This is a genomic window from Microcoleus sp. C2D2 (assembly GCF_036702495.1).
Classification (GTDB): Bacteria; Cyanobacteriota; Cyanobacteriia; order Cyanobacteriales; family Microcoleaceae; genus Microcoleus.
The window spans coordinates 90128-102959 of sequence record NZ_JAUBTO010000001.1 but is presented as its reverse complement, the minus strand read 5'-3'; the positions used below and the strand labels follow the sequence as shown (position 1 = coordinate 102959).

The 12832-nt window shown below is 47.7% G+C and carries 10 protein-coding genes; 6 read left to right on the top strand and 4 right to left on the bottom strand.

Annotated elements, in window-relative coordinates; genetic code table 11:
- Window positions 1-12: 12 nt before the first annotated feature.
- The 4 genes from QUB61_RS00480 to QUB61_RS00465 all read left to right on the top strand — a co-directional run bounded on the left by QUB61_RS00480 (window position 13) and on the right by QUB61_RS00465 (window position 4251).
- Window positions 13-144, top strand: coding sequence for a hypothetical protein (locus QUB61_RS00480; protein WP_333133384.1), 132 nt, complete (start codon window positions 13-15; stop codon window positions 142-144).
- A 298-nt stretch (window positions 145-442) separates the two neighbouring features.
- Window positions 443-1519: a TIGR03032 family protein gene (locus tag QUB61_RS00475; RefSeq protein ID WP_333133383.1), complete on the top strand. Its 1077-nt coding sequence runs from the start codon at window positions 443-445 to the stop codon at window positions 1517-1519.
- Between the two features lie 62 nt (window positions 1520-1581).
- On the top strand, window positions 1582-3678 hold the full coding sequence (locus QUB61_RS00470; protein ID WP_333189754.1) for an Ig-like domain-containing protein: 2097 nt from the start codon (window positions 1582-1584) through the stop codon (window positions 3676-3678).
- A 282-nt stretch (window positions 3679-3960) separates the two neighbouring features.
- Entirely contained in the window at window positions 3961-4251 is a 291-nt protein-coding gene (locus QUB61_RS00465; protein WP_333133380.1) for a DUF4915 domain-containing protein, read from the top strand.
- Window positions 4252-4758: 507 nt separating this feature from the next.
- Here the strand turns inward: QUB61_RS00465 and QUB61_RS00460 are convergent.
- The 3 genes from QUB61_RS00460 to QUB61_RS00450 all read right to left on the bottom strand — a co-directional run bounded on the left by QUB61_RS00460 (window position 4759) and on the right by QUB61_RS00450 (window position 8736).
- Window positions 4759-6750 carry a DICT sensory domain-containing protein gene (locus QUB61_RS00460; protein WP_333133379.1) on the bottom strand — a complete coding sequence of 664 codons (1992 nt, stop codon included), beginning with the start codon at window positions 6748-6750 and terminating at the stop codon, window positions 4759-4761.
- Window positions 6751-7936: 1186 nt separating this feature from the next.
- A complete protein-coding gene (locus tag QUB61_RS00455) occupies window positions 7937-8248 on the bottom strand; it encodes a DUF2973 domain-containing protein (protein WP_333133378.1) in 312 nt (103 codons plus the stop codon).
- A gap of 158 nt (window positions 8249-8406) precedes the next feature.
- Complete coding sequence (locus QUB61_RS00450) at window positions 8407-8736, bottom strand: DUF2605 domain-containing protein (protein ID WP_333133377.1); 330 nt, start codon at window positions 8734-8736, stop codon at window positions 8407-8409.
- A 385-nt stretch (window positions 8737-9121) separates the two neighbouring features.
- Here QUB61_RS00450 and QUB61_RS00445 point away from each other — a divergent pair, with 385 nt between their 5' ends.
- Window positions 9122-9364, top strand: coding sequence for a hypothetical protein (locus QUB61_RS00445; protein ID WP_333133376.1), 243 nt, complete (start codon window positions 9122-9124; stop codon window positions 9362-9364).
- A gap of 24 nt (window positions 9365-9388) precedes the next feature.
- Here the strand turns inward: QUB61_RS00445 and QUB61_RS00440 are convergent, their stop codons facing one another.
- Window positions 9389-10579 (bottom strand): transposase, encoded by a 1191-nt coding sequence (locus QUB61_RS00440; protein WP_333133375.1) that lies wholly within the window; start codon window positions 10577-10579, stop codon window positions 9389-9391.
- Between the two features lie 256 nt (window positions 10580-10835).
- Between QUB61_RS00440 and thrS the strand changes: the two genes are divergently transcribed.
- Window positions 10836-12665: a threonine--tRNA ligase gene (gene thrS, locus QUB61_RS00435; protein WP_333133374.1), complete on the top strand. Its 1830-nt coding sequence runs from the start codon at window positions 10836-10838 to the stop codon at window positions 12663-12665.
- Window positions 12666-12832 lie beyond the last annotated feature (167 nt).

Genomic DNA, 12832 nt, shown 5'->3' with positions numbered 1-12832 from the left:
CCTGGTGTGGGCATGGGCATAGGAGTTGCCCCCATACCTCACCACGCGATCGAACCGCTATATGCTGCTTTAATCATCTCGGTTCATGCAACGCCGACTTTAGTTGCAGGTTCATGCAACGTTGATGATGGGTTGTCTTTTTGAAAGAACCCCAGCAATAGTCTAGCGAATGTGATTGTCGCCCAGCCGATAGAAGCGGTGAGCAAATCAACCTTTCAATCTGACCCCTTCCCTACCAAGCTGCACCTGTGATGAATCCACCTGCACCTTTGATGCCTTGACTTACACCCTTGTTGTATTGGCTTGCACCTTTGTTGCATTGACTTGCACTTTTGTTGCATCCACCTGCACCTTTGTTGCATCGAAGAGCAACTTTGATGTATCAACTCGCACCTTAGATGCATCCACCTGCAAAAGTTAACCCAAGGAACCAACAGCACCAATGACTCAAACTCCTGTTTCTGCTCCTACTGGACTAGAAATCAACGCTTCTAGGCAATTCATCTCTTGGCTATACGAGCAAAATCTCAGTTTGGCATTCACTACCTACCAAGCAGGCAAAGTCTTTTTCATCGGCTTGCAACCAGACAAACGGCTGTCGGTGTTCGAGCGGACTTTTGATCGCTGCATGGGTTTGTATAGCCAGGGAAGCAGCTTATATATGAGTACCCTGTATCAACTGTGGCGATTGGAAAATACTCTCGAACCTGGACAAGTTCACAACGGCTACGATGCCCTCTACCTGCCGCAACTGGGTTACATCACTGGAGATTTAGACATCCATGACATCGCCCTTGCCAATTCCCCAGAATCAAATAACCCACAGAAATTGATATTTGTCAATACCCTATTTAGCTGTCTAGCTACAGTCAGCGAAACCCATAGCTTCGTCCCTGTGTGGCAGCCCCCGTTTATCTCCAAGCTGGCGGCAGAGGACAGGTGTCATCTCAACGGGTTGGCAATGCAGTTTGGCAAACCGAAGTATGTCACGGCTGTGAGTCAGTCAGATGTAGGGGAGGGATGGCGGGACAAACGAACCAATGGCGGTTGCGTCATTGATGTTGAAAGCAGCGAAATCGTGTTAGCGGGACTGTCAATGCCCCACTCTCCCCGGTGGTATCGAGACAAACTGTGGTTACTCAACTCTGGTACAGGGGAATTTGGTTACGTGGACAAGGAGCGGGGGGTATTTGAGCCGGTAGCTTTCTGTCCGGGTTACCAGCGCGGATTAGCCTTTCACGGCGACTTCGCGGTGGTGGGGATTTCTCAACCCAGGCACAACAAAACTTTTAGCGGGCTGCCGCTAGATGAGAAGTTGCTAGCCAAACAAGCAGAACCTCATTGCGGACTGCTGGTAATTGACCTCAGAAGTGGGGATGTTGTCCATTCCCTGCGCTTAGAAGGGGTGGTGCAGGAACTGTACGATGTAGTGGCATTACCAGGGGTGCGGCGACCGATGGCTATTGGTTTCAAGAGCGATGAAATCCGGCGGCTAATCACTGTTGGCACAGATTCTTGATCTGCTGCCTCTTGTTGAACGGAATATCTAAAGTCTCAAATCTCAAAACAAAGGAAAAACTCATGGCAAATTCAGTTTTCAACTTATCTAACCTCAACGGTACTAACGGCTTTATTCTTAACGGCATCGCAGCAGGTGACCACTCAGGCATATCTGTCAGCAGTGCTGGAGATATCAACGGTGACGGCATAGACGACCTGATTATCGGGGCAAACTATGCCGACCCCAACGGCTCTTATTCAGGGCAGAGCTACGTGGTGTTTGGCAAAAGCACAGGATGGGGCGCGACTCTAGAGCTCTCCACCCTCAACGGCACTAACGGCTTTATTCTTAACGGCATCGCAGCATATGACTTATCAGGCACATCTGTCAGCAGTGCCGGGGATGTCAACGGTGACGGCATAGACGACCTGATTATCGGGGCAAACTATGCCGACCCCAACAGCAACAGTAATTCAGGGCAGAGCTACGTAGTGTTTGGCAAAAGCACAGGCTTTAGCGCGACTCTAGACCTCTCCACCCTCAACGGCACTAACGGCTTTGCTATTAACGGCTTCGTAGCACCTGGCTTCTCAGGCATATCTGTCAGCAGTGCCGGGGATGTCAACGGTGACGGCTTTGACGACCTGATTATCGGGTCATCGCGTATCACCTCCAACAGCAACATTAGTTCAGGGCAGAGCTACCTGGTGTTTGGCAAAAGCACAGGCTTTAGCGCGACTCTAGACCTCTCCACCCTCAACGGCACTAACGGCTTTATTCTTAACGGCATCGCAGCATTTGACTTATCAGGCAACCCGGTCAGCAGTGCCGGGGATGTCAACGGTGACGGCATAGACGACCTGATTATCGGGGCATTCGGTGCCGACCCCAACGGCTCCTATTCAGGGCAGAGCAACGTGGTGTTTGGCAACCGCGCCGCTGTCCTCGACCTCAACGGCACTAACGGATCGGGGATTGATTTTAGCACTACCTTTACTAGCACTCCTGTCTCCATTGTCGATAGCGACTTCACCCTAACAGACAACAACGCTACCTTAGCTGGTGCTACGATCGCCATTACTAATCTTTTGGATGGCACAGCCGAAAGTCTGGCTGCCACTGCCACCGGCAACATCACCGCTAGTTACAACGCCACCACAGGCACTCTCACCCTCAGCGGCACGGATACAGTTGCCAATTACCGACAAGTCCTTGCCAGCCTGACCTACAACAATACCGCAACTTCACCCAACACTACTAACCGGACAATTGAGTTTGTTGTCGATGACGGGCAAGCTTTCAGTAACACCAGTGCGGTGGCGACTACCACCTTAGCCTTTAACCTGAATCAACCGCCTGTTGGTTTTAACGACAGTGCTACCACTGCCAAAAATACTGCCGTCAGCATTCAAGTTAGTACCCTGTTAGCTAACGATACCGATCCCGACAGCAACCCGCTGAGCATAACTGGTGTCAGCAATGCTACCAACGGTTCCGCAGTCCTGAATGACAACGGCACTCCTGGCAACACGGCAGATGACTTTATTGTCTTTACCCCAACTACTGGATTCAGTGGTAATGGCAGCTTTGACTACACCCTCAGCGATGGCAGCCTCACTGACACTGGTAATGTCACCGTTGCCGTGGGGAATAACTTTTCTGGCGGTAACGGCGACGACTTGCTCAACGGCACAGCAGGCAATGATAACCTCTCTGGCGGCAACGGCAAAGACACCCTCAATGGCAATGGTGGCAATGACACCTTAGCAGGTGGTAACGGCGGTGACATCCTCAACGGTGGCGACGGCAACGATTTGTTGCAGGGTGACGACAGCGAGGAAAGCAGCAACGCCAAAGACATCCTCACTGGCGGTGCCGGCAATGATGCCCTCTATGGCGGTAACGGCAAGGATGATTTGACTGGCGGTACTGGCAACGACATCTTAACTGGTGGCAATGGTTCTGATACTTTCATCTTCGCCGCCAGTGACGGCACTGATACGATTACCGACTTTAACGATGGACTTGATTACATTGGTCTGTCCGGCGGTTTGACCTTTGGTCAACTGTCCTTCTCTGGCAGCAACATCATTGTTACCAGCACCACTGAAATCCTGGCAACGCTGACGGGTATTAATACCACTACCCTCACATCTGCTGATTTCTTAACAGTCTAGGATTACAGCCCTTTTGGGCGATTGGTGATGCGATCGCATTTGAGAACAAAGAAAAATGCGATCGCACTTTCGCCCATAAAGCCTATTTAATCAAAGGCGCTTAAAACAACACAACAGGAAAAAATCAAATGACAAACTTCACCCGGAGCTATGTGGTCTGTCAGTACGCTTCTGCTGGTAATGTGCAAGGGCAGTTTCCTGATAACGTGCTGCAACCGTAGTAGTTTATCAAGTTTAAATTCATGGGTAAGCAAGTTCTAGTTTTTGCTTTGCAGTAACCCCATGTCACCTTTAACTGTACCCAATTTAGAGATTACCTGCTCACCGGACTTTGTACCTTGGCTGCCAACCCAGTTTGTAAGCCTTGCCTTCACTACCTATCAAACAAATCGCCTGTTTTTGATCGGGTGTAATCAGCAAGGTAGAGTTGCAGCACACGAGCGGTTATTTGACAAACCAATGGGGATGTATGGGATAAATAACATTCTGTTTGTTAGCACGCGTTATCAAATTTGGCGTTTTTATAATTGTCTGGCACCAGAGGAGATTTATCAACAAAGCGATCGCCTTTGAGTACCGGAATGATATAGAGGACACGGCAGTGCCGTGTCCCTACGGCGATTAATTGTAGGGACACGGCACTGCCGTTTCCTGGCGGTGGGTAATATTAATTCCGATGCTTGAAGATATCGGAATTAATCTAATATCATGTCCGATCGATTAACCATAATATCCCGGTCGGGGCGGGTTTTTGAGATGGTCAATTATTGGCAGGTATTGTTGGTGAACCCGCCCCTACAAGAATCGCGGTCCCTCGACCGGACATGATATAACAAATTTTCCCCCAATCCTGCTGATATTTATCTCAAATTCAGTGACAGATAAGCTATCAAACTTGTCTAATTTTTTATGTCAATTCCGTTTTGATTTTTGGTAATTATCCTGTCTAATTTTAGGTGCATCTTTAGGCATTTCCCGCATCAACTCTAGTTCCCAATGTACTCAGAACTGGAGCATCTAACGCTTGGAAGCTTTCCTAAAAATTTCTTGACAATCTTGGGTAAGTTTGATATCATCGAGCTAAACAGTGGGAATAGTAAAGTGAAATTCACTCCCTCTATCTTTTCCAGGCGAATCTACCCAAATTTTGCCTCCCCAGCCGGCAACAATCTGCTTGCAAATTGCCAATCCCAAACCGGTACCGCCGGCACTGCGGCGCAGCGCTCCTTCTTCTTGATAAAATCGATCGAACACTACTTTTAAACTGTTGGCCTCGATTCCCCTCCCCGTATCGGCTACGAGCACTTCCACCATCCGAGAACCGTTACATTGAGCTTTAACAGTCACGCTTCCCTGGGGTGTCGTAAATTTGCAAGCGTTGTCTAGCAGTTTGGAGAGCACCTCCACCAACCACTCTCCGTCTGCTTGTACTAAAGGCAATTCTGCCGACACTTCTGCGATAATTTCCGGTAACTGTCGATCGACTCCGCCGCGCGATCGCACGCTGCTGAGGGCCAAATCAACGCATTCTTGCAGCGTCAGCGATTCTACATTCCATTTAACTCGCCCGCTTTCTAAGTCAGAAAGAGTTAAGAAATCCTGCACGAGTTTCCGCATTCTATCGGCATCACCGAGGGCAGTTTCTAACATAATTTGCCGCAATTCTGCGGGCATATCTGGTTCGGAGTTCAAACTTTCTAGACACACTTGAATCGTAGAAAGCGGAGTCCGGAGTTCGTGACCGGTGATGGCAATTAGATTGCTGCGAGTTCGGTCTAATGCTTCTAATTGTTGGTTGAGTTCTTCTAAATGAGCGTAGGTTTCGGCTTGAATTAAGGCGGCTCCGAGTTGGGTTGCGATCGCCTCTACTAAAGCAATTTCGTCTTCTTCCCAAGCCAAAGTCGATCGGCACTGGTGCATTTCCACCATGCCCAAAACCCGCCCCTGATAAAGCACTGGCACCATTAACCAAGAGACAATTTGCCACTTTTTTACAGCTTCCCTCAGGTATTTTGTATTGACAATCAGGGGGTGTTGTGCTGTATCTTGGATGTAAACTCGCTCTTGCCGCGCCACCGCATCCCTCCATATTTGATTTTCCTGCAAAAGCCAAGTCTGATTTACTAGAGAACGAACACCCGGACGCAAAAACTCGCCATCGATTTTGACGGCAATATCTGCCGTCTTGCAGCGATAAATTAAACAGCGGCTTGCTGACAGGGCATTTCCCAGTTCTTGCACTGCGACCTCGACGATTTCTTGCGGGTTGAGAGACTGTCGCATTGCCGTTGTAATTAAGTTTACGAGGCGTTCTTTGCGTTCCTGGGCGGCGATGGCGGCGTATGCTTTGAGGAGTTTGTGCTGGCCGGCTTGCAAGTAGGTGACTAAGCGTTGGGCAAAAGCGTCGCTCAATTTGGGAGTGGGAATTTTTGAGTCTTTTGGCGCAGTTTTGCCGGGTTTGGCGGCTTTGTTCGCGGCGGATTTCCGCGTTTTTTTCGGTGTTTCGATCAGATTGTAGGTAGTTCGGGCTCGATCGATCTTTTCCGCCAATTCCGGGCGATAGTTGACAATTTTATCGAGCAACAATGCCGCAGCCTTGCAGCTTACCTCGCGGTCGAAAGTCCAAATTCCTTCAAATCTGCGAGATTGATCCATCACCAGCGGCCCGCGCTCGTCCTGGTTTTCGATCGGCACAATTTTTTCTTGACAAATCAGGCAAGTTGAGTATTGTTGCCCGAGCACCACTAAGTGCCACTCTTTACTTAATCCGTCCTCCGGTGCAAACGCGACACTTTCGTGACACTCCGAAGCATTTTTAAACTCAGTTTCCGGTGCTGCCAGCACGTATACCTGAGAGGACCGCGAGGCAATTCGTCGGTAGCGGTGAGCTTCCTGGCGGTAGAAGCGCTCTCGCTGAAAGCTGGCAATGACTAGCGGTTCGTCGGAACCCGCCAAAACCAAATCTTCCATCGCGTGAGACAGGGCTGTCATGGAAGATTTGAAATAAATTTGTGCCCGCAGTTGGGGCAAAGCTTGCAGAAGTTCTGCCAGTAGTGAAATAGGGACGATCATCACAAAATTGGGTAGAAACCTCGTCCTTTTAGGACGGCTTTATATTAAAATATAATTGGTCAACGACCCACCCGAGACGATGGATCAAACAGCCTATACGAGCGAAGTTCAGCCTTGTGCTGGCGGCGAAGCAAAATCGGTAGACCGGTTCAAGAGGATAGGGCAATGGTAAACATCCCTAGAATCAAAACTACGAAGAATTCCGTTTGGTATTCGATACGTAAAAACCGCTTTCTCTTGCGGGGTTAGTCTGTGGAGCGAACATAAGACCAAATCTCTTTTAGGGTGGAGGCAGTTGCCCCGAAGCAGAAATTCAAATCGTGAGGTTTGGGAATCCCCGTACCTTCAGGTCGGGGTGGATGTCAACTAGCCTTAAACGTGCATTTTTGCCGATGACAAAACAGGATCGATAGGAGGTTTAGAGCGATCCCTTCTCAGTATCTGATACATTTAGGCCTCATAACACGACTGTTTAAGTCATATCATGCTAGCCATATCATTTAGACGAATCTAAGCAGAGGTATGCCTCCAAGACCTTGAGTTCATCCCAAAGTCACCTGTTTTTACCTCTAGGTTTTGACGCCAACTCATCTATTCAGGCTTCGATTCGGGCGTTAGCACTCCCACCATTGAGACTTGTTAGGCACCGCTTGCGGATCTCTTGCATTATACTACTCTTGAGCTATTTGATATCAGTGCCATCAGTGTCGGTTTTTGGCGAACCGGTTTTTGGCGATCGCTCTGGCTAATCGGCAAATAAACTTTCAAAAATCACAAATAATTGGCCGTTAGTTAAAAACTAACGGCCAATTATTTTGAGGACTTATACCAATTTAATGTGAAGTTGCACATATCTCGATCCCCCTAAATCCCCCTTAAGAAGGGGGACGAAAGAGCGGAATCTTGTCCCCCCCTTATTAAGGGGGGCGCCAGGGTGATCGGATTCTACGGGGCCTCATAAAAAATTGGTATTATATCCCATCTGGTTAGATCGCAAGGATACCGAGCGCGCAAGCATCATCGCCATATCTTAAGCTCGCACTGCACTCGGAAAATTATTCCGATGCCAGCGGAAACGATTTTCACCAAAAGCTATGAAGAAAAAGGGTTTCGGACACCTAGCGTGTAAGTCCTATATTTTTTTGAGGCATCGCGCCTGAGTATAAATGCTGCGGCTGTGGTTGTATCAGGCTAGTTCGCCCCCTTCGTCGTTGCCGCCCGGAGATGATTTGTAGAGAGCATCTAATTGTTCGCGGGCGTCTTGGACAGTCAGCGAACGCATCACTAACAGCGGCTCATTGACAATGTTTCCGTGTTCGTCTAAAAGTTCTGGATGCGGTACAGATTGAGAGCGAGGAGAGGATGCGTAGCGATTATTTTGTCTGAATTGTTGAGGGCGCTGGGACTCGATACCTACGGTGACTAGACTGCGGATCAAGTTACCGACTGCCACAAAGGCAAGAACGGTAAAAGCTAAAATATAAAGCAGGTGCAACATTCTTTTCTCCTCCGGGCTAAACAGCCACACAGCAATTTACAAAAGTGTTTCAGCAAGTAATAACTTATTAACTGGAAATATGTTTGAGGTTGTCAAGTCAGCCGCCACATTTCCTCATGTTTGGGATTTGATTGCAACTTTAACTTTAACTCGCTTCTTTATTTTCCAGGGGGAGCTGACTGCAATGAGCGAAAGCGCGCCGATACTTGCCAGCATTCGGCGAGCAGTCTGTGCCACGGCATCAGAGCTGTGGTTTCAATCCCAACTTGACCGACCGTTGCTTGAAATAGAGCTTTAGCCGCACCTACTTCTTGCTGAGCCTGTTTGACTCGCGCCAGCAAGTCTGATTGATCTTCGTCGCTCAGAAAGGGAATTTCCTCAGTTTCTAAGAGCTTTGTCGATCGCTCAAACCAGTAATTGAAATCCTCTAACAGCGGTTCCAGTAGCGCTTTGAGCAATTCTGATTCGGGCAAGTTGGAATTAAGCATGGATTAAAATTGGGTTATTTATCATTATAGGCTTAAACGGTCTTTACAATCTGTAACATATTTTTAAGAAAAATTCAAGAATTTAACAACAATTAGCAGGTGGGTGTGAATAAATTTAACTGTGTCATACCAATTTAATGTGAAGTTGCACATATCTCGATCCCCCTAAATCCCCCTTAAGAAGGGGGACGAAAGAGCGGAATCTTGTCCCCCCCTTATTAAGGGGGGCGCCAGGGTGATCGGATTCTACGGGGCCTTATAAAAAATTGGTATCAGCAGCGATTTTTGAGTCGAAATCCCAAAATTCTGCCAAAAAATTAGTTCGCGCTCTCACGGGTGATGAGAAACCGGGCTTTTTCAGGCAATACTTTAAAAAACCCGGTTTATGAGAGTCGGAGTGCGTCCCGCACTAAAAGTCGCAACCCTGACCGAAAGCATCCAGGATACAAGCCCCCGGATTCATCCGTCCAGAAATAAAAAACCTGTATCCGATGAAACTTGCCCCCCGAATTTATCCGTGGGAACCGTTGCTGCAATCAACCGGAGTGTCCGCCAGCCTGAAGTCGGCGGTTGCTGTCCCAATCTGAGTGAACTACCTACACCAACTGCACGCAGCAGAATGGTGTAGGCTTCTTTCTTCACGGGGGATTGCCTAGACGATGGTAGATTTTTTACGTCCAGATCGTTTTGGGCTTACACCCCCTCCGAAAGCAGAAGCGCTAGTTCCTAACGCCAAAATCCGCAAGCCTTCATTTCTGATATTGATCGCGGCGTTGATATCACGATCGTGTTGTTTTCCGCAGTTTGGGCAGTCTACATAACGTACCTTCAGACTATCCCAACCTTTCTGAAGTTGAGGAATCGGTAGCAGCGTTTCTGAACAAAGCTGTGATGATGGAAAAAATCGATTGATTTCGACATAATTTCGATCCAACTGTTCAGCTTTGTATTTGAGCATCGTGCAAAACGTTCCCCATCCTCGATCAGAAATAGCTCTGGCTAAGTTGGGATTCTTGACCGTGTTCTTGACTGAGAGATTTTCTGTCACAATTACTTGGTTTTCGTTGACTATCTTGCGGGATAGCTTGTGAAGAAAGTCTTCGCGAATTCTGGCAATCTTGCTACAGACTTTTGCAACCAGCAATTTCGCTTTCCTACGGTTCGTATAGCCCTTTTTCCGGGCTAATTTACGTTGTTTGCGTTTTTTGTTTCGTTCTAGTTTTTGTAGCTTTTTCTGAGCTTTTTTAGGCTGATTATGCTTCACTCCGTTAGAGGCGATCGCAAAATCTTTCAATCCCAGATCTACACCGATTGCATCGTTGACTGGTTCTAATGTTTGTTTGGACTCTTCAAACAGTATTGATGCAAAGTACCTGCCATCTGTGTTTTGTGAGATGGTGACGCAACCTTGCTTACCATCAGGTAAGCTCCGATGAAACTTAGTTTTGACATATCCCAATGTACCAGGAAATTTTATCGATTTCTCTGAAACCATCAGCTTGACATTCTGAGGATATGAAACCGATTGTTTCGCTCCTTTTTTTTTGAAGGTCGGATATTTAGTACGACCTTCAAAGAAATTCACGAATGCTGCACTGAGATTGAATGTCACCCGTTGCAATGATTGAGAATAAGCAATTCCCAACCAGTCAAATTCCGTTTTCAATCCCGGTAGCAATTTATCCATTGCAGCTTTACTCATACCTTTCCCAGTTTCCTTGTAAGTCGTTGTGGTTAAGTTCAACATTCGGTTGTATAACCAACGACAATTACCAAAACATTGAGCTAGGTATTGCTCTTGTTCGGGAGTGGGATAGATTCTGACTTTGACTGCGTGATACACTGGTGGCGACTCCTACCGTGTTTATAGATTCATAGTAACACAGGTTTGGATGGTGTGTATAAAATTGTCGTGAAGTTATGTAAGAGATTGTTTATTTTGTCAGTATCTCTTCCCTGGCTTTCAGCATTGGTCAGATATCTGACAAAATAAACCTGGCTTTCATCCCGCCGCTAAATCAAAGATTATAGGGGGGGCATTCCCGCCGATCGAGGTAAGATAGAAGCAACTGCAACTAAATTAATTGCTAATTCAGCCGATGTCTAGCTCAGAATCCATGTCCGCTCCAGAAGAGTCCGTTAAAATTGAGTTGCCCCGCACGAGTGAGTCGGAATCACTAAAAAAAATTCGCCACACCACCTCCCACGTTATGGCGATGGCGGTGCAGAAGTTATTTCCCAAGGCGCAAGTAACGATCGGCCCTTGGATTGAAAACGGTTTCTATTATGACTTTGACACTCCCGAACCTTTTACGGAACAGGATTTAAAAGCCATTAAAAAAGAGATGATCAAAATCATCAACCGTAAATTGCCTGTAATTCGCGAAGAAGTCAGCCGCGAGGAAGCGGAACGCAGAATTAAGGAGATTAACGAACCTTACAAATTAGAAATTTTAGAAGGTTTGATCGAACCGATTACTGTTTACCATCTGGGCGAGGAATGGTGGGATTTGTGCGCCGGGCCTCACGTAGAAAATACCAGTGAGTTGAATCCAAAGGCGATCGAGCTAGAAAGCCTAGCAGGAGCATATTGGCGCGGCGACGAAACCAAAGCTCAGTTACAGCGCATTTACGGCACAGCTTGGGAAACCCCCGAACAATTAGCAGCATACAAACACCGCAAAGAAGAAGCCCTCAGGCGCGATCACCGCAAACTGGGCAAAGAATTAGGCTTATTTATTTTTGCGGATGCGGTGGGCCCCGGTTTGCCGATGTGGACGCCAAAAGGCACTGTTTTGAGAAGTATTTTAGAAGATTACTTGAAACAAGAACAAATCAAGCGCGGCTATTTGCAAGTTGTGACTCCCCACATTGCCAGAGTCGATTTGTTCAAAATCTCCGGTCACTGGCAGAAATACAAAGAAGATATGTTTCCGCTGATGGCAGAGGATGAGGAAGCGGCAGCAAACGAACAGGGTTTTGTGATGAAACCCATGAATTGCCCTTTTCACATTCAAATTTACAAAAGCGAATTGCGTTCCTATCGAGAATTGCCGATGCGCTTAGCGGAATTCGGCACGGTTTACCGCTACGAACAATCGGGAGAATTGGGCGGTTTAACGCGGGTGCGCGGCTTTACGGTGGATGATTCCCACTTATTTGTCACGCCGGAACAGTTGGATCAAGAATTCTTGAATGTGGTGGATTTGATTCTGTCAGTCTTCAAGAGTCTGCAACTGAAAAACTTTAAGGCGCGTTTGAGTTTCCGCGATCCGAACAATTTAGAGAAATACATCGGTTCCGATGAAGCTTGGGAAAAGGCTCAAGGTGCAATCCGCCGCGCGGTGGAAACTTTGGGAATGAATTATTTTGAGGGAATTGGGGAGGCGGCTTTTTACGGGCCGAAACTCGATTTCATTTTCCAAGATGTCTTGGATAGAGAATGGCAATTAGGAACTGTTCAGGTAGATTACAACTTGCCAGAACGTTTTGATTTGGAATACGTCGCTGAAGACGGCACTCGCAAGCGCCCGGTGATGATTCACCGCGCTCCTTTCGGTTCTTTGGAACGCTTGATCGGGATTTTGATCGAGCAGTATGCGGGGGATTTTCCGCTGTGGTTGGCGCCGGTTCAGGTGCGGCTGTTGCCTGTTAGCGCTGACTTTTTGCCGTTTGCGAAGGAAGTGGCGGCGAAGATGAAGGCGCTAAATATTCGCGCTGAAGCTGATGAGAATAGCGAGCGTTTGGGCAAGTTGATTCGCAATGCTGAGAAGGATAAAATTCCGGTGATGGGTGTTGTGGGTGCGAAGGAGGTTGAGGCGAATAGTTTGAATATTCGGACTCGGGCTTCTGGGGAGTTGGGGGCGATTTCGGTTGATGAAGTGATTGGGAGGTTGCAGGGGGCTATTACTGGTTACGGCGATTTTTAGGGGATTTTAACCGCAGATTTTAGAACGGGCGAGACGCCCGTTCCACAATTAACTTAATGGGCGTCTCTCCCGTTCCACAATTAACTTAACGGGCGAGACGCCCGTGCCACAATTAACTTAACGGGCGAGACGCCCGTTCCACAATTAACTTAACGGGCGTCTCTGCC